A 19087-nucleotide genomic window follows, 5' to 3' on the forward strand; every position below is an offset into this window, starting at 1 on the left:
GTTTCGACCCGACGGGGAGCTAACATGCAATCTCTCGTAACATTCGCGCGCCGCATTAGTGTTTTTCCTACGCTGATGGCTTGTGGGGCGCTGTTTATCCTCATGGTGATGACGTTCTGCGACGTTGTCCTTCGGTCCGTGTTCAACGCTCCGATCGAAGCGGCGACTGAGTTGACACGTATTCTAATGGTGATCCTCGTTTTCTCGGTTCTGCCGATGATCTCAGCTGGAAAGGGTCAAATTGCGGTCGACCTGACAGATGGATTGTTTACGCGTTTACGTCTGAGCCGCGCACGGGATGCAGTTGTCTATCTGACTTCAGGCATCATGCTCTTCTGGCCCATACAGCGGGTCTGGATCCTTGCCGAACGGGCGCGGGACTACGGTGACGTGACCGAGTACTTGTCGATCCCCGTTTTCTATGTCGGCTGGTTCATTGCCGCGTCGACCGCGATCACGGCCGTTGCGATGATCACGACAGGCCTTCTGTACATCTTTGCCCCCCATACTTTGTCGGAGCACACCCAATGACTGCCGCGCTAATCGGTTTTGCACTAGTTCTCATTCTCGTACTCCTGCGCTTGCCGATTGTATTCGCAATGGGCCTCGTCGGGACGCTGGGTTTTGCATATGAACGCGGAGGCAGCATTCTCTCGGAACGCGGCCTGAAGGCGGCGATGTCAATGGTAGGTCGCCAGATCACTGACACCGCACAAGATTACGGTCTTTCGGTTATTCCGCTGTTTATCCTGATGGGATTGTTCGTGAACAAGGGCGGGCTTGCGCGCGAACTCTACGCCGTCTCGAACGCTTTTCTTGGGCATTTCAAAGGTGGGATCGCGATGGCTACGGTTGCCGCCTGTGGTGGGTTTTCGGCCATTTGCGGCTCGTCTTTGGCGACGGCGGCAACGATGTCCAAGGTCGCCATGCCGGAAATGCGCCGCTACCGGTATTCGGATGAGCTGTCGACTGCTTCAATTGCGGCGGGTGGCACGCTGGTTATTCTGATCCCTCCGTCCGTGATCCTTGTTATCTATGGCTTGTTGACCGAAACATCCATCGGAAAACTGTTTGTCGCTGGCATCATTCCCGGTGTTCTTGGCATTCTTCTGTACCTGTTCGCAGTCCGCTGGACTGTCTGGCGCAATCCGGAATCAGGTCCGGCTGGCGAGAAACATGGCTGGGGTGAACGGTTGACCGCTCTGCGGTCAGTTTGGGCGGTGTTGTTACTGTTCTTTCTGGTCATCGGCGGGCTGTACGGCGCATTTGACTTCCACCCGCTGAACCTGACCTTCAGTCCAACGGAAGCAGCAGGAATGGGCGCAATGGGGGCGTTCTTGATTGCCCTGTCGCGCGGTGGGCTGAGCCTGGCTTCGACTTTTGAAGTGCTGAAAGAAACTACGTATACTGCGGCGGCCCTGTTCTCGGTTCTGATCGGGGCTCAGATTTTTTCGAACTTCATTAACCTTGCAGGTCTGCCCGAGGCGCTGATCACTTTGGTCACGGCGTACGACGTTGAACCTTTTGTGGTGATCCTGATGATCCTTGGTATCTACATCATCTTGGGTTGTATATTTGAATCGCTATCGATGCTTTTGCTAACTGTCCCGATCTTCTTTCCGCTAGTGACGTCGCTGGGATATGACCCGATCTGGTTCGGGATTGTGGTCGTTGTCGTGACGGAAATCAGTCTGATCACCCCACCGGTCGGTTTGAACGTGTTCATTCTGAAAGGTGTGGTAGGGGATGTTTCGACGGCAACGATCTTCAAGGGTGTTACTCCATTTTGGATTGCCGACATCTTCCGTCTGGCCCTGATCGTTTTGGTGCCGTGGTTGGTGCTGGTTCTGCCCGAGCATATGGGGGCGATGGGCCACTAATGTTCTCACTGACCGCACTTCCTGACGGGTTTCACGAGAACCCCTATCCAGCTTATGCGGCACTACGCGAGGATACACCGGTTTGCCCTCAGTCTGACGGCTCTGTGATCCTGTCGCGGTACGAGGATCTGGATCTGGTCTATCGGGATACGGCGCGGTTCATCTCGGACAAAAAGGCGGTGTTTGGTCCCAAGTACGGGGTCGAAAGCCCGCTGTATGAACATCACACTACCAGTCTGGTGTTCAACGACCCCCCCCCTGCACACCCGCGTCCGGAAGGTGATGGTTGGGGCGATGAACCCGCGTGCCTTGGCGCAGATGGAGCCCGGTTTGATCCAGCTTGTCGATGACTTGCTGGGCCAGATGCAGGCCAAGGGAGCGGTGGAGTTGATCGAGGATTTTGCCGGAGCGATCCCGATTGAAGTCATCGGCAACCTGTTGGGCATTCCCAGATCCGAACGCGGACCGTTGCGAGACTGGTCTCTGGCCATTCTTGGCGCCCTGGAGCCGCAATTGACATCTGAGCAGGAAGATTGGGGCAATCGCGCAGTCTTGGAGTTCAAGACCTTCTTGGGGCAAATCGTCGATGATCGAAGAGCTAACCCCGGCAATCCGGAGACGGACGTCCTGACACGGTTGATGCAAGACGACCCGAACGGCGGCCTGACTGAGGTTGAGCTTTACCAGAACTGCATCTTCATTCTGAATGCGGGGCACGAGACCACGACAAACCTGATTGGCAATGCGTTGGATTTGCTGGATCGGCATCGAGACAAACGGACCGAATTGCTGAACAGGCCTAACCAAATTGCTACGGCGGTGGACGAGTTCTTACGTCTGGAAAGCCCTAACCAGTTTGGTAATCGCCTGACCACCGAAGATGTAACACTGCATGGGCAAAATATTCCGGCGGGTACGGATGTTCATCTGTGCATTGGTGCCGCCAACCGCGACTCAAGGCAGTTTGACCGGCCAGACGACATGCTTCTGGACCGCCGACCCAACAAGCACCACGCATTTGCCGGTGGCCCGCACACCTGCGTGGGTCTGACTCTTGCTCGGATGGAGGGCAAGATAGCGGTCAGCCGGTTTTTGAACCGCTTTCCAAACTATCAGATCGCAGATGGTGCAAAACGCGGAGGGCGTATTCGCTTTCGCGGGTTCGCTCAGCTGCCCGCGCAAGTTTGAACTGCCTGAAAGAGCAAAAATTTCGGTCTTTTATTGACCGACCATACGGTAAATAATATGATGTTGAAAATTGCGGGCGTAGGGCCGCGAAGATCATCTCAAGAATGAGGAGGGGGTATGAATGATTTGTGATCGGCCAAACGCCCTGAATCTGTTAGAGGATTCGGGGAGGCGGATAGGTCTCAGGCTGAATTGTGTCTTAGGGCATTGTGACCCTGTTGAGGAGCTTAGCTTTCGCCTGTTTCCGAACAGCCCCCATAGGGCCCGGTTTTGGCCGGTGATCCTGCATAGGAGCTTGGTTTGGCCGTTCACGCCCCATTGGGGGCTCCGCCTCCTTGAGCAGGGAGTATAGCCATGGCTTACATAGGTGTCGATCTTCATACGAATTCCTTCACGATCTGTCGGCGTGAGACGGACGGATCGGAAACATTCCAAACCTTTCATCTGTCCGCGCAGGCGCTTGAGCGGTTCTGTCAGAGCCTTGATGCGGATGACGAACTGGCGGTCGAGGCCACCGGCAACACGGCCTGGTTCTGCGGTGAGGTGGAACCCTGTGTCGGCCGGATCGTTGTGGTCAACCCGCGCCAGTTTAAAGTGATCCGCACATCGGTGAAGAAAACCGATCGCAACGATGCCCGCGCCCTGGCGTTTTTCCTGTCGAAGGACATGCTGCCGGAAACCCGGCTCAAGTCCACTCAGGAAAGCGAACTGGCCTCGCTGACCCGGACGCGTGACATGCTGGTCAAACAGCGCACCATGCTGCTGAACGGCATCCACGCGATGTTTGTCCGCCACGGCATGAAGCTGAAGAAGGAAGGGTTGTCCAGCAAGAAGCGCCTGCGCGACCTGGATCTCAGCCGCTTCACACCGCTTGAGCAGGTCGAACTGGCGGCATTGCGGGACCAGGCGCTCGGCCTGACCGAAACCCTGAGCCGTCTCGACAAGGCCATCGAGGAGGCCGCCTCGGCCATGAAAGGCTTTGAGGGGCTCACCAGCATCAAGGGGATCGGTGCGCGATCTGCCGCGGTCCTGCTGGCGGGGATCGGCAGGGTTGAAGACTTCTCCGACGCGGACAAGCTGGCCGCCTATGTCGGCATCGTGCCCAAGGTGAGCAACTCAAACGAAACCGAACATCACGGGCGGATCACGAAGCGCGGCAACAAGCTCATGCGCACCACGCTGGTGCAATGTACGCTCATCGCGATCCGCTATTCGGGATATCTCAACAGCCATTATCGGCGCATCAAGGAACGCCGTGGCGCGGGCAAGGCGATCATAGCCACTGCCCGCAAGCTGCTCAAGATCATCTATGACACGCTCAAGAACGGCTGGGTCTTCGACGATTTTGTCGAATTTAAAATCAAACAAAATCAATGTCATGCTTGACAATCATCATAGGAGGAAACCCTATGAAAAACGAATGGCCCCTGTGGGAAATCTTTATCCGCGGTCAGCACGGTATGAGCCACCGTCATGTTGGTTCGCTGCACGCACCGGATGCGGAAATGGCAATCAAGAACGCACGCGATGTGTATACGCGCCGCAATGAAGGCGTGTCGATCTGGGTGGTCGAAGCGAACAATATCTCGGCCTCATCACCCAGTGACAAAGGCCCGCTTTACGAACCCAGCGAAAGCAAGGTGTACCGTCACCCGACATTTTTCGACATACCCGAAGAAGTGGGGGCGATGTGATGACCCGCGATGGAGCTTTCCTGCAGTTTCTGCTTAGAATGGGTGATAACACACTCATCCTCGGTCACCGCGTGAGCGAGTGGTGCGGTCATGCGCCCGTACTCGAAGAAGATATCGCGCTGGCCAATACCGCGTTGGATCTGATCGGCCAAACCCAAATGTGGCTGGGCCTTGCCGGCGAGGTTGACGGCGGCAAGAGTGCTGATGACCTGGCGTTCCTGCGCGATGCGTGGGATTTCCGCAACGTTCTGATGGTCGAGGTTCCGAACGAAGATTTCGGCCGGACCCTGATGCGCCAGTTTCTTTTTGACGCGTGGCATTCGATCATGCTGGGGCGTCTGATCAAGTCGTCAGATGAACGTGTTTCCGCAATTGCGGCCAAGGCCAGCAAAGAGGTCGCCTATCATCTTGAACGCTCGGGTGACACGGTTGTCGGATTGGGCGACGGAACGGCTGAAAGCCACGACCGGATGCAGGCGGCGCTGGACTATCTGTGGCCTTATGTTGGTGAGATGTTCGCCACCGACGAGGTGGACGCCGAAATGGCAAAGGCCGGTATTGCGCCCAATCCCGCCGATCTGCGTGCCGAGTTTGATGCGTTGGTCCAGCGGGTTTTGGCGGATGCGACGCTCACAATCCCGGAAAGCGATTTCGCGCATAAGGGCGGGCGCAACGGGCAGATGCATACCGAACACCTGGGGCACCTGCTGACTCAGATGCAATGGCTGCAACGCGCCTATCCCGGCGCAAGCTGGTAAGCCGATATGGAACGGGTGCCGACAGATCAGATATGGGACTGGCTGGATGCCGTGCCCGACCCTGAAATACCAGTCATTTCCGTGGTTGATCTGGGGATTGTACGCGATGTGTGCTGGGATGCCGGAACCTTGAAGGTGACGGTGACACCGACCTATTCCGGCTGTCCAGCAACGTCGGTCATCAGCATGGACATTGAAACCGCGCTACGGCATCACGGGATCGAAGACATCCGGATCGAAACCACAATTTCACCCGCCTGGACCACCGATTGGCTCAGCGACAAGGGCCGTGCGCGGCTGGAAGAATACGGCATCGCCCCGCCGCAACCGGCAGGCGGCCCGGAGCGGTGCCCGCATTGTGGCAGCAAGGCGGTTGAGAAGGTCAGCCAGTTCGGCTCGACCCCGTGCAAGGCGCACTGGCGTTGTACCGACTGTCTGGAACCTTTTGACTATTTCAAGTGCATCTGAGGAGGAGCACCGGATGGCACGTTTCCACGACCTTAAGGTCACCGATATCCACAAAACGATCCGCGATGCGGTGGTATTGACACTGGAGCCCTTGAACGGCGCGGCAGAAGAATTTGACTTTACCGCCGGTCAATACCTGACGTTCCGGCGCGATTTTGATGGCGAAGAACTGCGCCGGTCCTACTCGATCTGTGCGGGCAAAGACGATGGAGTTTTGCAGGTCGGCATCAAGCGTGTCGATGGCGGGGCTTTCTCTGGTTGGGCAAACACAGAGCTGACTGTCGGAGACATCGTACAGGCCATGCCGCCGATGGGCAGCTTCCACGCTCCGATCGATGCAAATGCCGAAAAGCAATATCTTGGTTTTGCCGGCGGTTCAGGCGTTACACCCGTTCTGTCGATCCTCAAAACGACGCTCGCACGTGAACCCCAATCGCGGTTCACGCTGATCTATGCCAACAAAGGCATCAATACGATCATGTTCCGCGAAGAACTGGAGGACCTCAAGAACCTCTATATGGGCCGCCTCAATGTTATCCACGTTCTTGAGACGGACTCTCAGGAAATCGACCTGTTCACCGGATTGGTGACACAGGAAAAATGCGCCGAGTTGTTCAAGCACTGGGTCGACATCGAAAACGTCGACACGGCGTTTATTTGTGGACCTGAACCCATGATGCTGGGCATTGCGGCTGCCCTGCGCGAACATGGGCTAGACGACAGCCAGATAAAATTCGAACTGTTCGCCAGCGCGCAGCCAGGCCGTGCAAAGCGTAAGGCAAGTTCTGCGGATGCCAACCGGACGGACAATCAGACCAGCGCTTCCATTACGCTGGATGGCTCTACCCAAACCCTGACCGTTCCCAAGGACCTGTCTATTCTCGATGCAGCTTTGGAGAATGCGATGGACGCCCCCTATGCCTGCAAGGCCGGCGTGTGTTCGACCTGTCGCTGCAAAGTACTGGAAGGGGAGGTCGAGATGCTCGCCAATCACGCACTTGAGGACTACGAGGTTGCGAAGGGCTATGTGCTGAGCTGCCAAGCCTATCCAGTAACAGACCGCGTGGTCGTGGATTTCGATCAGTAAAGGAGAGGTAGACATGACCGACACTATGACTCTCGACAGCTATCTTGCCGCAGGCGGCGTGCTGACCAACCCGTCAAATGTTCCACCACGCTATCGCGCTGAGCTGCTGAAACTGATGGCAACTTTTGTTGACAGTGAATTGGCAGGCGCTGCCGGTTTTGCTGACGTAATAAACCTCGGGCCGGGAATTAAAGAACGTATCGCCGCCGCCAAAATTGTGCTTGAAAAAACGGATCACGCAAATCGCGTTCTGAACATCATGGGAGAGTTTGGAGCCGACACAGAACGCTACGCCAATCATCATCCGTGGACGGCCCGTTTAAGCCGGGATGCGGACATCGGAGCAACGCGTTCCGAACATGATATGCGCTTGGCTGTGTTCAACTATCCATTCTCGGGTTGGACGGACGCCGTGATCATGAATTTGCTCATGAGCCGCGCCGTCGCCGAACAACTGGCTGAGTATTCTACGATTTCCTATCAACCTTTAGCCGAGGCTTTCCGCTCAATCGCTCCGATTGAAGCACACCATGGCGAATTGGCTATGGAGGGCGCAATTAAGTTGATCGAACGAGGCAAAGCTGAGCAAATGCAAGTCTCGGTCGACTACTGGTGGCCTCGCGTCGCGGTGTCTTTCGGGGGCGACGATCCGAAACGGTTCGAGTTGTTAAAATCTCTTGGTCTGCGGTGGAATAAAAACAGTTCCCTGAAAGAGCGCTGGAGCCAGACGATGAATGACACGCTGAAGACTTTGGGACTGAAAACGCCTTTGTGAATCGCTTGACTGGACCGATTTTGGGTCCGTCCTCTAGTCTGAGGCGAGGCTCAAGTTCTTGGGATAACAAGAAAAATAGCAGTGTAGGGCTGGGGTTTGTCGGACGTGGCCTGACGACTGATCGCAATGGGCCATTCGGTAACACTTCAGATTCTCGACTATCCGGGGGTTCAGAAATTCGCTCAATGGGGAATCAAAGACCAGTTGGACTATGCGAATTCACAGGCTGAAAATTTGGCTCCTCGCTATTCACAACTGAGAACGCGCCGTAACCAATTTGCCAGCCCGTGGTTATCGTCCTACCGCAAACAGTTTGGGCCGAGTTACATATAGTCCGGTGAGTACAAGCGAAATCCCTGCAATCATTCCGGTTTGTAGCCACAAGGGCCAAGTCGGCTGGTCTTCGGTCTGGACTGACGCCAAAGCCTCGGGCCTATCTCGCCAAATCCACCAGTCATAGACATGACAAAACGTTTTGCTGAAAACTCACATCGCGGGTACTCTTTACGCTGATCCAGTCATAGCAAGCCCGTCACCCATGAAGCCACAGCTAGACAGCGCATATTTTAAACCGCTTGTGCGGACGAATTTGCGTTCACGATCTGTAGAGGGGTTTTCTCAGGATCTGGAAAAGATCTGCGGGCAGTTTGCTGTCGAATCCAGTGTTGCCACGCGCGGACGCATTGACGGGGACATCTCCACCTTGCCGGTCTCGCGCTTTGAGACGGCAATCGTATCACTCGACGCACAAAGGGTTTTTCGGGACGAGCGTATGATCCGACAAGACCCCGGAGAGCACTTGTTTCTTCTCATCCAGGACAAGGGAAATTGTCGTATCCATCAGAATGATACATCGGTTTTGCTGGGACCGGGCGACATGTTTCTGGTCGACAGCGCGAAACGCTCCGAGTTTGTATATGACGGGATGAACTCGCGTCAGATTTCGATCCATTTGCCACGCGACGAGATGGTCCACAGATTCGGTGAGATCTGCACGGGAGGTATTTCGGTAGATCGAAACGACCCCCTGTTTTTCGCCATGCGTGCCGTGCTGGCCAAGATATTTACCGAGGAGACCGCTGTGGCCCCTCATTTGGGCGAAGCATTTCTGAGCTTGTTAGGTGCGTATTTCCGCTGTGTTAGCCATCAGGAAGACCAACGCGGGCGAGAAGCAAACGCGGTCCTCTCGCGCGCTCTTCAACTGATTGAGCAGAACGCGATGGATCCAGCATTTGGACCGCAGGCATTGGCCGAAGCATTGCAGGTTTCGCCTCGGACGCTGCAGCGTCATTTTGGAACCCTTGGGGAAACCGCCAGCAAACGCCTTATGTCCGTGCGGCTTGAAACAGCAAAAGCCCGGCTAAAAGAGGTGAACTCTGACGTAGGGCGCGACACGATCGCTGCGGTTGCGTATGATTCCGGTTTCAACGACCTGTCGCATTTCTACAAGGTCTTTCGGGAACGATTTGGTGTCTCACCCGGGGCGGTGCGGAAAAATATGTCGTCCTAAGCCATAGTTTTTGGCGCAAAACCCCAAGACTCGACCGACCGGTCGGATAATAGTGCTCCCCAGCCTTGCTGCGTTCGCGCACAGGCATCGCGATTTAGGGAGGACAAGCCGTGATCGAATACGATCTGACTATCGGGGGTCAACCGGTATCTACCGCCACCAGCTTTGACGTATTGAACCCGTCAACCGGTGAAGTCGCAGGGCGTGCGCCCAACGCGACAAGCGCTGATCTGGATACTGCTGTTAAAGCTGCGAAAGTTGCTTTCGAAAGCTGGTCGGCCAAGTCGGACGAAGAACTACAGGCCGCATGCGAGGCCGTTGCGCAGAAGATCGGAGAACATTCCGAGGAGCTTGCACAAATCATCACAGCTGAGCAGGGAAAGCCGCTGAATGGTCTTGGGTCGCGCTGGGAAATGGGCGGGGCAGGGGCCTGGGCAGGATATACTGCCGGGCTGTCCCTACCAATGAAAGTGCTGCAAGATAACAACGAAGGCCGCGTTGAACTGCACCGCAAACCGCTGGGCGTTGTGGGTTCTATCACGCCTTGGAATTTCCCGGTGATGATTGCGATCTGGCATATCATGCCAGCGCTGCGCACCGGCAATACGGTGGTTATCAAACCCTCGCCTCTGACCCCGCTGTCAACGCTGCGCCTTGTTCAGATCATGAACGAAGTACTGCCTGCGGGCGTCGTGAACGTGATCACCAGTGATGACAAGGGCGACAATATCGGAGGGGCCATGTCGGCCCATCCGGACATCCGCAAAATCGTTTTCACTGGGTCCTGTGCGACAGGGCAGAAGGTCATGGCCTCGGCCGTGGAAACCATGAAACGCCTGACCCTGGAATTGGGGGGCAATGATGCCGGTATCGTTCTGCCCGACGCAGATCCGCAAGCGATTGCCGAAGGTTTATTCTGGGGTGGTTTCATCAATAACGGCCAGACCTGCGCTGCGATGAAACGTCTTTACGTCCACGAAAGCATTCATGACGAGGTTTGCGACGCGCTGGTGGCCTTCGCCCGTAATATCCCGGTGGGAGATGGCATGGACGACAACGCGATCCTGGGTCCGGTCCAGAACAAGATGCAGTTTGACAAGGTCAGCCGCCTGGTGGCCGATGCGAAAGAACGTGGCCAGGTCTTGCTGGGCGGCGCGCCGGCCGATGGGCTGTTCTTCCCTCCCACGATTATTGCGGGTCTGAATAACGGCGATCCGCTGGTCGATGAAGAACAGTTCGGCCCGGCGCTGCCAATCATCAAGTATTCAGAAGTGGAAGACGCAATTGCGGCCGCCAACGACAGCCCGAACGGGTTGGGTGGCTCGGTTTGGTCGTCCGATATCGACGCCGCCAAGGCCGTTGCCAGCCGCATGGAGTGTGGTTCGGTCTGGATCAACAAACATGGCGCAATTCAACCCAACGCCCCGTTCGGCGGGGTCAAATCATCTGGCGTCGGTGTCGAATTCGCGGACGAAGGTTTGGCCGAATACACCGATATCCAAGTCGTATTCAGCTAAGAACAAGACAGGAGAGGAAAAGATGAATATCAGAAGTATCCTTGCCACAACTGCACTGGGCGCCGTTTTCGCCGGCAGCGCTTTGGCACATCCCCTGGACGGGTTAACGCCGGACGAACTCCAGCAAATCAACACGATCCTGAAAGAAAGCGGCACCGTCACCGACGAGACACTGTACCCTTTGATCGATCTTCACGAGCCGTCGAAAGCCGAAGTTCTGGATTGGAAAGAAGGCGACGTACTGGATCGCAAGGCGATGGTGCAATACACCACCGACGAAGGATTCAGCGAAGCAATCGTGAACATCACGCAAGGCACCGTTGAAGAAAACTTTGCCATCGAAGGCTCGGGTCAGCCGATGGTATTGTTTGCGGAATTCATCGGTGCACTGGAAGGGGCTTTGGGCCACCCGGATATGATCGCGGGGCTCGAAGCGCGCGGCCTGACAAATGAAGACGCGTTCTGTCTGCCATTGACTGCCGGCAACTTCTTTACCCCCGAATTCGACGGCACCCGCCTGATGAAAGTGCCCTGCTATCAGAACCCGACGGGCTCGAACTTCTACGCAAAGCCGATCGAAGGATTGTTCGCAATCTACGACATCGGCAAGCAAGAGGTCGTTGAGGTCATCGATACCGGTGCGATCCCGTTGCCGCAAGATGCCTGGGGTTATACGGCCGAAGAGGTGGCCGAACGGGTCGAGCTGCGACCGGAAACCAACAAGGTTCTACTGACGCAGGAAGGTGGCCCGAACTACACTCTGGATGGCAATCATTTGGAATGGGACATCTGGCGCATGAATCTGCGCGCGGAAAAGCGTGCCGGCCTCGTTGTCTCGAACATTGATGTCAACGATCAGGGCAATTGGCGCTCGGTCATCTATCAGACGCATCTGTCCGAAGTGTTTGTCCCCTATATGGACCCGACCGAGGGGTGGTACTGGCGGACCTATATGGACAGTGGCGAATACGGGTTCGGTCTGTTCCTGACGCCGTTGCGTGCGGGTGTGGATTGCCCTGAATATGCAACCTTCCTGCCTGCCGTAATCGCGGATGACGCAGGAATGCCGCTGGAAATCCCGGATGCGATCTGCATCTTCGAGCGCAACATTGGTGACCCTGCTTGGCGCCACTTTGAGATCTTTGCACAGACGCCCGACAACTTTGTACCTGCGGAAGGCCGCTCGGAAACCGAATTGGTTGTGCGTACTGCGTCAGAGGTCGGTAACTATGACTATCTGATCGACTACCGCTTCAAGCAGGACGGTCAGATGTTCATCAAGATCGGCGCAACCGGTCTGGACGCGGTCAAAGGCGTGGTTTCCACCTCGATGAATGATGCGACCGCTGCGGAAGACACCAAGTATGGCACGCTGATTGCACCGCATCTGGTTGCGGCCAACCACGACCACTACTTCAACTTCCGGATCGACTTTGACATCGACCAGCCGGTCAACCACATGGGTCTGATGGAAATCGTTCCGGCCGAAGTGCCTGCGGACAGCCCGCGCAAATCGATGTGGACCTGGCAGCATGTGATGCCGGACAGTGAGTTGGACGCACGCTATCGCTTCAGCGCCTCCAAACCGCGTCACGTCCATATCTCGAACCCGCAATCGGAAGGGTATCTGGGCCACACTCCGGGTTGGATGATCCACCACGGCTCGATCGCATACGGTCCGTTCGACTTTGAAAGCGACCCGCCGTTCAAGCGCAACGCCTATATCGAGTATTCCTCTTGGACAACTGTCTATGAACAAGAGCAGCGCTATGCGGGTGGTAAATACGCGATGCAAAGCGACGGTTCGGACACGCTGGCGGAATGGGTCAAAGAAGACAAGCCGCTGATGGGTCAGGATATTGTGTCCTGGTTCACCGCAGGGTTCCACCACATCCCGCGGATGGAAGACTGGCCTGTGATGTCGACCGAGTGGAAGACGGTTCACATCATGCCGTTCAACTTCTTTGCCCACAACCCGGCGCTGACGATCCGCGAGTGATAGAAACCAAAGAGGGCGGCCCATTGCGTCAAGCTTCTTGCCGGAAGTGTCGTAAGACCAAGCATAGCGCACGGCACAATGGGCCCTTACAGAAAAACACCCTCGCAGATTTCTGCGAGGGAACTGTGTTTCGGGGCGGTGCAATACGGGCTTTGCTGCCGAAAGACAAAGTCAACTGAAGATCAGCTTTCCTTTGGCTTGTAATCTCTTTAGGACTTGCCGCCGACACATAGCGTTCAGAGGAAAGAAGATGCGGAAAGTTTTGCTGACCGGATCATCCGGTCGGATTGGGCAGGCATTTTTTGCTGCTTTTCAAGAGCAGTATAAGTTTGTGCTTACAGATTTGAAGGAGCCCAAACACCCTGTTTCGGGGCCACATCGCTTTGAACAATCTGATCTTGCTGATGTAGGCGTCGCCGACTCTTTGTGCCAAGGCGCGGATGCCGTGGTGCATCTCGCAGGTGTGCCAGACCCAGACGCCAGGTTTGACGAGGTTTTGCCCGCCAACGTTTTGGCAACAACGTATTTGATTGAAGCTGCTCGCAAGGCAAAGGTCGATCGTTTCGTCTTCGCCAGTAGTGCGCAAACTATTGAAGGATACCCTGTAGACCGACAGATTGTGCCGGGGATGGCTGTTGCACCAGCCAATCTTTACGGCGTCTCCAAGTGTTACGGGGAAGCATTGTGTTCACTCTATTCTACGCGGCACGGCATGTCCTGCGTCTCCTTGCGGATAGGGGCGTTCGAGCCTGCTGACGGCCCGCCACTTGAAACCAAGCGCGATCTCAGCGCATGGCTTAGTCATCGTGATGCAACTCACCTGATTGACCGCGCCATCCAAGCGGAGATCAACGGGAGTTTCATCGCTCATGGTATATCCAACAATCGATTTAAGCGACTGGATTTGACCGAAACCTGTAAGGTTCTGGGATATGCGCCGCAGGACGATGCATTTTCAACCTTCCCGATACCCTTGGTTTGAAGTCGACATTCATTCGCTGCGCGGTAGGGTTCGAAAGCACTCAAATCAGATTTAGGGGTGGCCGATCACGCCCTTGTTCGCACATGATCAACAACATTTCCGGTAAGAGGTTCGCCATTGCGGGCCACCCTTTTTCGTTTCGGATTAATTGGTGTTTTAGTCTACCGTTCGCTTAACAGCACCGAACGCAGGCATCCTAGGATCTGGTCGGCCTGTTGCATCGTCAAGATAAGCGGCGGCGAAAGAATGATGTTGTTTGCATTGATCCGTACCAGAACACCATCGTCGTAGAGCTCTTGATAGATGCGGCGCATTTCAGGCGCGATTTCAGGGTCTTTCGTTGCCCGATCCCTTACCAGTTCAATTGCCAACATCAACCCTTGGCCACGGATGTCCCCAATCCGGGGGCAAGTGGACATCAGGGTTTCAAGAGCGGTCTTCAGGTAAGCGCCCACCTGTCCGGCGTTGGCGGCCACGTTCAACCGTTCCGTCTCGCGAAGGGTGGCTAAGGCAGCTGCAGCACCAACAGGATGACCGGAATACGTGTATCCGTGGCCAATGATACCGTCTGCATCCGGCGAGGTTTCGAAAACTTCTGCGACCGCATCCGAAATCATGGTGGCGCCAAAGGGGAAGTACCCATTGGTGATTGCTTTTGCGGTGCACATCATGTCTGGCTGGATGCCGTGCAGTCGAGACCCTGTCCAGTATCCCGTACGCCCAAAGGCCGTTATGACTTCATCCGCGATCAGCAGGACGCCATGGCGACTGCAGATTTCGCGCGGTTGCTTCATGAAATCACCCGGTAGAGGAATGACGCCACCACCCCCCAAAACCGGCTCGACAATAAAGGCGGCGACCGTTTCTGGGCCCTGAAACAGAATTTCATCTTCCAGCGCGGCGGCACATAGATCGGCCAGACGATCCTCGTCCTCGACGCCGAAAACATTTTGGTACAGGTAAGGTGCGGGAATTTGGCGGCACCCGGGTAGCAGAGGCTCATAGGCTTTGCGAAATACCTGATTGCCGTTCACCGACGCCCCACCAAAATGCGTGCCGTGATACCCTTTCTTGAGACTGATGAATTTGGTGCGATCCCGGTATCCACGCAGGCGCTGATATTGCCGCGCCAGCCGCAGAGCGGTTTCGACACTGTCCGACCCACCCGAGGTAAAGAACGCACGGCTCAGCCCGTCGGGGGCAAACCATTCTGCCAGCTGGTAGGCGAGTTCGATGGCGGGCCCGCTGGAATTGCCGAACATCGACAGATAAGGCATCTCGTCCATCTGCTTGGTGATGGCCTCTTTGATCGCTTGGTTGGAATAGCCCAGATTGGTATTCCACAAGCCGCCCACAGCGTCCAAAAGCTTGTGCCCGTCAATATCCGTCATGGTGACGCCTTCGGCGCTAGCCATAACTTTGGGGAATTATATACTTAAGTAACATTTATGATTGACGGACTCCGACGCATTTGTTACATTTTAATAACATTCAGGAGTGTAAAAATGACAAAAGCACCGGGAAAATCAAACCGCAAGGGCCTGACCTTCCTACAGGTTGCTGCAATGTTCGGTAATGAAGAAAAGTCGCGTAAGTGGATTGAGGAACTACATTGGCCAGATGGTCCGTTTTGCCCGCATTGCGGTTCTTTCAACGTGCAGTCAGGCATCAGGCATCCAAGCATGACGCACAGGTGTCGTGAGTGCTCCAAAAAACCCATGTTTACGGTTCGGGTCGGCACGATCCTTGAGAATACCCGGCTACCATATCGCACATGGGCCATTGGTATTTACTTGTTCACAACTAACCTTAAGGGCGTATCTTCGATGAAGTTGCACCGTGAGCTTGGTGTTACGCAGAAGTCCGCGTGGTTCATGCTGCATCGTCTTCGGGCTGCAATGGAGGCAAACATGCCTTGGTTTAATGGCCCAGTCGAAGCAGATGAAACCTACATAGGCGGCAAGGAAGGCAACAAACACGCGAAGAAGAAACTCAAGGCTGGACGTGGCGCTGTTGGCAAGGCTGCTGTTGCTGGTATCAGGGATCGCGAAACGGGTCAGGTTGTTGCCAAAGTGGTAGAGAGCACAGACAAAGAGACCTTGCAGGGGTTTGTGAACGAGCATGCCGTCGAAGGAGCAACACTCTATACCGATGAGGCTAGTGCCTACAAGGGCATTGACAGGCCGCATGAGGTGGTAAAGCACTCAGTGGGTGAATATGTCCGCGATCAGGCGCACACCAACGGGCTGGAAAGCTTTTGGGCTCCTATGAAGCGGGGTTATAATGGCGTCTATCACAAGATGTCGCCCAAGCATCTGCAACGCTATGTGGACGAGTTTCAGCACCGTCACAACAACAGGCCAAAGGATACAATCGACCAAATGGGCGGCGTTGTGCATGGGATGGCTGGAAAGAACCTGCCTTACAAGAAGCTAATCGAGGATAACGGATTGAATAGCGGAGCGCGGTCATGAGCGTCGGAACTTCGCAAAGTACTGCCGGGGTATTTTCCAACACGCGCACGGTGACCGTGCCAAAGCTGGTGCTTCCCGATGTCCTTAAGCCCAACACGCGCCTTAAGATGGACGGTCTTGAGTTCCTTTCCGCTATACCTGCGGACGCAGTTCCAGTCGCATTCTTCGATCCCCAATACCGTGGCGTGCTTGAAAAGCTGGCATATGGGAACGAAGGCAAAGTTCGTGGAAAACGCCGCAGCGCCCTACAGCAAATGCCGGAGGAGGCCATCGCCAATTTTATTCGCGGAATAGATCGTACGCTTATCCCATCAGGCCATCTCTTTTTATGGGTGGATAAGTTTCACCTTTGCCAAGGTATTCACCCGTGGCTGGACGGAACGAGGCTGGACATTGTGGATCTTTTAACGTGGAACAAGGGTACATTTGGTATGGGCTATCGCACTCGGCGCAGAGGAGAATACTGCATAGTACTACAGAAACAGCCGCGTAAGGCAAAAGGCGTGTGGAAAATACATAACATTCCAGATGTAATTCAAGAACAAGTATCCCAGCGGGATCACCCACATTCCAAACCAATAGACATACAAGGTCAACTCATGGCCGCCGTGAGCCACGAAGGCGATTTTGTAATTGATCCGGCTGCCGGGTCGTTTTCGGTTCTGCAAGCGGCACGAAACCATGGCCGCACCTTCCTTGGTTGCGACTTGAACGGTTAGATTATGGCACGATTACGGGATGCCAAACCAAAGAACACATCTGGTTCTTACGCCCGGTTGTTTGGGAATGAAGCGTTAGGTGAATTGGCCAGCAAGATACAGTCAGCTGTAATCTCATCGGGGTCAGAACTGGAATCGATGATCGTGGAAGCTGTTCCCAACATCCCTAATCTGGACACCTTTTTGGAACAAGAAATCATGCCTGAGGGCGTGTTGCTTGCCCGAAAACGTGAAATTAAACGAAGTCGGACCTTGGATTTTTCGGGATCAGAGCCTGACTTTATGGTTTTCAAGCGCCGAAAAGGCGAGCAAAACTGCCATATAGTTGAGTTGAAGGACGGTCATGTGTTCGACACAAAAAAAGCTAGCGCAGAGAGGCAGTCAATGCACGGGTTCATTCAACGCAACGCCCAGCATATTCAATATCGGTTCCAGGCACACTTTTGTGCTTTCAATCAAGAAGACAAGCAAGCGATCTGGGAAGGATTCAAGAAGAGAATTTCAATCGATGAGGCAATGACAGGTCGGGAGTTTTGTGATTTGTTGGAAATTGATTACGACAGTATTGTGCGGGCGCGTCAGGCCGACGGCCCCGACAACGTAGAGTTTTTGTTGACCGAACTGGCTAAAATTGAACCAATCCAAACCCGCTTGCGAGAACTTCTCGGCTAAAACCAATGTATTCAATTTAGGAATTCGCATGACAAACCAACGTTACAATGCAGACCTGCCTGAACCCGCCGATCTGCACATCAGATCGAACAAATATCAACCGACCAAGGCTGAGTTGGAAGAAGAAATCGACATGCCTGAAATGTCATTGGATGAAATCAGGGCTGCATTCATGCGGCCAATGAGTATCAAGAAGCCTGATTAAAGAGAGCGCAGAGTGCTAAAATACCTTGCGCGGTTTTCGTTTTTATCGCGTCAATATGCGACAGTCCACTATAAAAATGTTACTTAAGTATATAATTCCCCTACCTTATGTGTCAGAATGATCGAAGCGAGGTTTGGAATGCTGACCTCATAGTGGTTCTCACGCACGGTCTCGTCGGGAATGGCAAACAGCACCAGCGGTACGTTTGATTGCGTCTCCCAATTGCCCTCCATCGCGGCGACCTTCTGCGGCTGATATTCAAGAGTGTTCAGCCCATGCATGTCTCCCATGAAGATTTGCACCGGGATCAACAATGCGCCCAGCCAAGCGCCGGTCATAAAGGTTGCCCGCACGTCCAGCCCGCGATCTCCGAGCAGCCAGCGGAAGGCCGAGAAGCCAAGCACCAGGAATGCCACCGTCAGGCCGCTGGCCAGCAGCATGTGGGTCAGTCGGTAAGGCATTGATGGGTTGAAGATAATTGCCGACCAATCGGTTGCAAAGGCAACGTCGTCCCGCATTTCGAACCCGGCAGGGGTGTGCATCCAGCTGTTCAGGACCAAAATCCAGAATGCAGACATAGTCGTTCCGAACGCCACGAGGAAAGTCGCGGTTGTGTGCAGCCAGTTGGGCACGCGTGAAAAGCCGAACAGCATGACGCCCAAGAACACTGCCTCGAGGAAGAAAGCCGTCAGGATCTCATAAGCCAGCAACGGCCCGGCGATATTGCCCACGGTCTCCATAAAGCCGGGCCAATTTGTGCCAAACTGAAACGACATGGTGATGCCCGAGACCACACCCATCGCAAAGGACAGGGCGAAGACCTTCACCCAAAAGCGGTAGGCATCCATCCATTTGGTGTCTTTCGTTGCGTTGAAGCGCAGTTTGAAAAACAGCAGCACCCATCCCAATGCGATCGTGATCGTCGGGAAGAGGATATGGAAAGATATGTTTGCCCCAAATTGAATACGGGACAGCAGTAGCGCGTCCATTGTTCACCTGCAGAAGTCATGTTTGAACTTCACATAGGTGTGGCCATTTTGGGGTTAAGGGATGTGCGACAGCGGGTCATGCGGCAGGGTGGCGCATGGCTTTGGTGGTCACAGATCCGATGGTCTGATCGGCCGGGATTTGATCAATCATCTCCGACTAACATGGGGCA

18 protein-coding genes and 2 pseudogenes are annotated in these 19087 nt (G+C 54.8%); 18 read left to right on the plus strand and 2 right to left on the minus strand.

All coding sequences use genetic code 11. The annotated features are described in order from the left end of the window. The first annotated feature begins 24 nt into the window (after positions 1 to 24). The 14 genes from ACOERD_RS05970 to ACOERD_RS06035 all read left to right on the plus strand — a co-directional run bounded on the left by ACOERD_RS05970 (position 25) and on the right by ACOERD_RS06035 (position 13858). The gene (locus ACOERD_RS05970; protein ID WP_419738381.1) at positions 25 to 531 is read left to right on the plus strand and encodes a TRAP transporter small permease; all 507 of its coding nucleotides are present in this window, start codon (positions 25 to 27) and stop codon (positions 529 to 531) included. Further along, the gene (locus tag ACOERD_RS05975; protein WP_419738382.1) at positions 528 to 1880 is read left to right on the plus strand and encodes a TRAP transporter large permease; all 1353 of its coding nucleotides are present in this window, start codon (positions 528 to 530) and stop codon (positions 1878 to 1880) included. Before ACOERD_RS05970 ends, ACOERD_RS05975 begins: the two co-directional genes overlap by 4 nt. Further along, a complete protein-coding gene (locus ACOERD_RS05980) occupies positions 1880 to 2230 on the plus strand; it encodes a hypothetical protein (protein ID WP_419738383.1) in 351 nt (116 codons plus the stop codon). Before ACOERD_RS05975 ends, ACOERD_RS05980 begins: the two co-directional genes overlap by 1 nt. Further along, a complete protein-coding gene (locus ACOERD_RS05985) occupies positions 2211 to 3068 on the plus strand; it encodes a cytochrome P450 (protein ID WP_419738384.1) in 858 nt (285 codons plus the stop codon). Before ACOERD_RS05980 ends, ACOERD_RS05985 begins: the two co-directional genes overlap by 20 nt. Before the next feature lie 354 nt (positions 3069 to 3422). Continuing rightward, on the plus strand, positions 3423 to 4454 hold the full coding sequence (locus ACOERD_RS05990) for an IS110 family transposase (protein ID WP_419738385.1): 1032 nt from the start codon (positions 3423 to 3425) through the stop codon (positions 4452 to 4454). A gap of 23 nt (positions 4455 to 4477) precedes the next feature. Next, positions 4478 to 4762, plus strand: a complete 285-nt coding sequence (gene paaB, locus ACOERD_RS05995; RefSeq protein ID WP_170336421.1) for a 1,2-phenylacetyl-CoA epoxidase subunit PaaB — start codon at positions 4478 to 4480, stop codon at positions 4760 to 4762. Continuing rightward, a complete protein-coding gene (gene paaC / locus ACOERD_RS06000) occupies positions 4762 to 5520 on the plus strand; it encodes a 1,2-phenylacetyl-CoA epoxidase subunit PaaC (protein ID WP_419738368.1) in 759 nt (252 codons plus the stop codon). Before paaB ends, paaC begins: the two co-directional genes overlap by 1 nt. A 6-nt stretch (positions 5521 to 5526) precedes the next feature. Next, the gene (gene paaD / locus ACOERD_RS06005) at positions 5527 to 5988 is read left to right on the plus strand and encodes a 1,2-phenylacetyl-CoA epoxidase subunit PaaD (RefSeq protein ID WP_419738367.1); all 462 of its coding nucleotides are present in this window, start codon (positions 5527 to 5529) and stop codon (positions 5986 to 5988) included. A 13-nt stretch (positions 5989 to 6001) separates the two neighbouring features. Beyond that, on the plus strand, positions 6002 to 7075 hold the full coding sequence (locus tag ACOERD_RS06010) for a 2Fe-2S iron-sulfur cluster-binding protein (protein ID WP_419738366.1): 1074 nt from the start codon (positions 6002 to 6004) through the stop codon (positions 7073 to 7075). Positions 7076 to 7088: 13 nt separating this feature from the next. Beyond that, positions 7089 to 7850: a Phenylacetic acid catabolic protein gene (locus ACOERD_RS06015; protein ID WP_419738386.1), complete on the plus strand. Its 762-nt coding sequence runs from the start codon at positions 7089 to 7091 to the stop codon at positions 7848 to 7850. A 538-nt stretch (positions 7851 to 8388) separates the two neighbouring features. Then, positions 8389 to 9360: a helix-turn-helix domain-containing protein gene (locus ACOERD_RS06020; RefSeq protein WP_419738362.1), complete on the plus strand. Its 972-nt coding sequence runs from the start codon at positions 8389 to 8391 to the stop codon at positions 9358 to 9360. 110 nt (positions 9361 to 9470) lie between these two features. Continuing rightward, positions 9471 to 10877, plus strand: a complete 1407-nt coding sequence (locus tag ACOERD_RS06025; RefSeq protein ID WP_419738361.1) for an aldehyde dehydrogenase family protein — start codon at positions 9471 to 9473, stop codon at positions 10875 to 10877. A gap of 22 nt (positions 10878 to 10899) precedes the next feature. Continuing rightward, positions 10900 to 12876, plus strand: a complete 1977-nt coding sequence (locus ACOERD_RS06030; RefSeq protein ID WP_419738360.1) for a tyramine oxidase — start codon at positions 10900 to 10902, stop codon at positions 12874 to 12876. Positions 12877 to 13126: 250 nt separating this feature from the next. Then, positions 13127 to 13858 carry an NAD-dependent epimerase/dehydratase family protein gene (locus tag ACOERD_RS06035; RefSeq protein WP_419738387.1) on the plus strand — a complete coding sequence of 244 codons (732 nt, stop codon included), beginning with the start codon at positions 13127 to 13129 and terminating at the stop codon, positions 13856 to 13858. A 161-nt stretch (positions 13859 to 14019) separates the two neighbouring features. On the opposite strand, the pseudogene ACOERD_RS06040 reads toward ACOERD_RS06035, so the two are convergent. Beyond that, a pseudogene (locus tag ACOERD_RS06040) lies at positions 14020 to 15282 on the minus strand (aminotransferase class III-fold pyridoxal phosphate-dependent enzyme); the annotation flags it as partial. 81 nt (positions 15283 to 15363) lie between these two features. Between ACOERD_RS06040 and ACOERD_RS06045 the strand changes: the two are divergent. Genes ACOERD_RS06045 through ACOERD_RS06060 form a run of 4 tightly spaced genes read left to right on the plus strand, consistent with a single transcriptional unit; the run spans position 15364 to position 17928 of the window. Next, entirely contained in the window at positions 15364 to 16332 is a 969-nt protein-coding gene (locus ACOERD_RS06045) for an IS1595 family transposase (protein ID WP_419737678.1), read from the plus strand. After that, positions 16329 to 17051, plus strand: coding sequence for a DNA methyltransferase (locus ACOERD_RS06050; RefSeq protein ID WP_419737677.1), 723 nt, complete (start codon positions 16329 to 16331; stop codon positions 17049 to 17051). Before ACOERD_RS06045 ends, ACOERD_RS06050 begins: the two co-directional genes overlap by 4 nt. Positions 17052 to 17054: 3 nt before the next feature. Continuing rightward, complete coding sequence (locus tag ACOERD_RS06055; RefSeq protein WP_419737676.1) at positions 17055 to 17723, plus strand: hypothetical protein; 669 nt, start codon at positions 17055 to 17057, stop codon at positions 17721 to 17723. Positions 17724 to 17751: 28 nt separating this feature from the next. After that, entirely contained in the window at positions 17752 to 17928 is a 177-nt protein-coding gene (locus ACOERD_RS06060) for a hypothetical protein (RefSeq protein WP_419737675.1), read from the plus strand. Between the two features lie 107 nt (positions 17929 to 18035). Here ACOERD_RS06060 and ACOERD_RS06065 read toward each other — a convergent pair. Continuing rightward, a pseudogene (locus ACOERD_RS06065) lies at positions 18036 to 18917 on the minus strand (cytochrome ubiquinol oxidase subunit I); the annotation flags it as partial. Positions 18918 to 19087 lie beyond the last annotated feature (170 nt).

Source organism: Ruegeria sp. (genome assembly GCF_965199275.1).
In the GTDB taxonomy this organism is placed as follows: Bacteria; Pseudomonadota; Alphaproteobacteria; order Rhodobacterales; family Rhodobacteraceae; genus Ruegeria.

Excerpts from the sequence above, each read along its gene's own strand:
- ACOERD_RS05970 (WP_419738381.1), top strand. The coding sequence starts at position 25 with ATGCAATCTCTCGTAACATTCGCGCGCCGCATTAGTGTTTTTCCTACG.
- ACOERD_RS05975 (WP_419738382.1), top strand. The coding sequence starts at position 528 with ATGACTGCCGCGCTAATCGGTTTTGCACTAGTTCTCATTCTCGTACTC.
- ACOERD_RS05980 (WP_419738383.1), top strand. The coding sequence starts at position 1,880 with ATGTTCTCACTGACCGCACTTCCTGACGGGTTTCACGAGAACCCCTAT.
- ACOERD_RS05990 (WP_419738385.1), top strand. The coding sequence starts at position 3,423 with ATGGCTTACATAGGTGTCGATCTTCATACGAATTCCTTCACGATCTGT.
- paaB (WP_170336421.1), top strand. The coding sequence starts at position 4,478 with ATGAAAAACGAATGGCCCCTGTGGGAAATCTTTATCCGCGGTCAGCAC.
- paaC (WP_419738368.1), top strand. The coding sequence starts at position 4,762 with ATGACCCGCGATGGAGCTTTCCTGCAGTTTCTGCTTAGAATGGGTGAT.
- paaD (WP_419738367.1), top strand. The coding sequence starts at position 5,527 with ATGGAACGGGTGCCGACAGATCAGATATGGGACTGGCTGGATGCCGTG.
- ACOERD_RS06010 (WP_419738366.1), top strand. The coding sequence starts at position 6,002 with ATGGCACGTTTCCACGACCTTAAGGTCACCGATATCCACAAAACGATC.
- ACOERD_RS06015 (WP_419738386.1), top strand. The coding sequence starts at position 7,089 with ATGACCGACACTATGACTCTCGACAGCTATCTTGCCGCAGGCGGCGTG.
- ACOERD_RS06020 (WP_419738362.1), top strand. The coding sequence starts at position 8,389 with ATGAAGCCACAGCTAGACAGCGCATATTTTAAACCGCTTGTGCGGACG.
- ACOERD_RS06030 (WP_419738360.1), top strand. The coding sequence starts at position 10,900 with ATGAATATCAGAAGTATCCTTGCCACAACTGCACTGGGCGCCGTTTTC.
- ACOERD_RS06035 (WP_419738387.1), top strand. The coding sequence starts at position 13,127 with ATGCGGAAAGTTTTGCTGACCGGATCATCCGGTCGGATTGGGCAGGCA.
- ACOERD_RS06045 (WP_419737678.1), top strand. The coding sequence starts at position 15,364 with ATGACAAAAGCACCGGGAAAATCAAACCGCAAGGGCCTGACCTTCCTA.
- ACOERD_RS06050 (WP_419737677.1), top strand. The coding sequence starts at position 16,329 with ATGAGCGTCGGAACTTCGCAAAGTACTGCCGGGGTATTTTCCAACACG.
- ACOERD_RS06055 (WP_419737676.1), top strand. The coding sequence starts at position 17,055 with ATGGCACGATTACGGGATGCCAAACCAAAGAACACATCTGGTTCTTAC.
- ACOERD_RS06060 (WP_419737675.1), top strand. The coding sequence starts at position 17,752 with ATGACAAACCAACGTTACAATGCAGACCTGCCTGAACCCGCCGATCTG.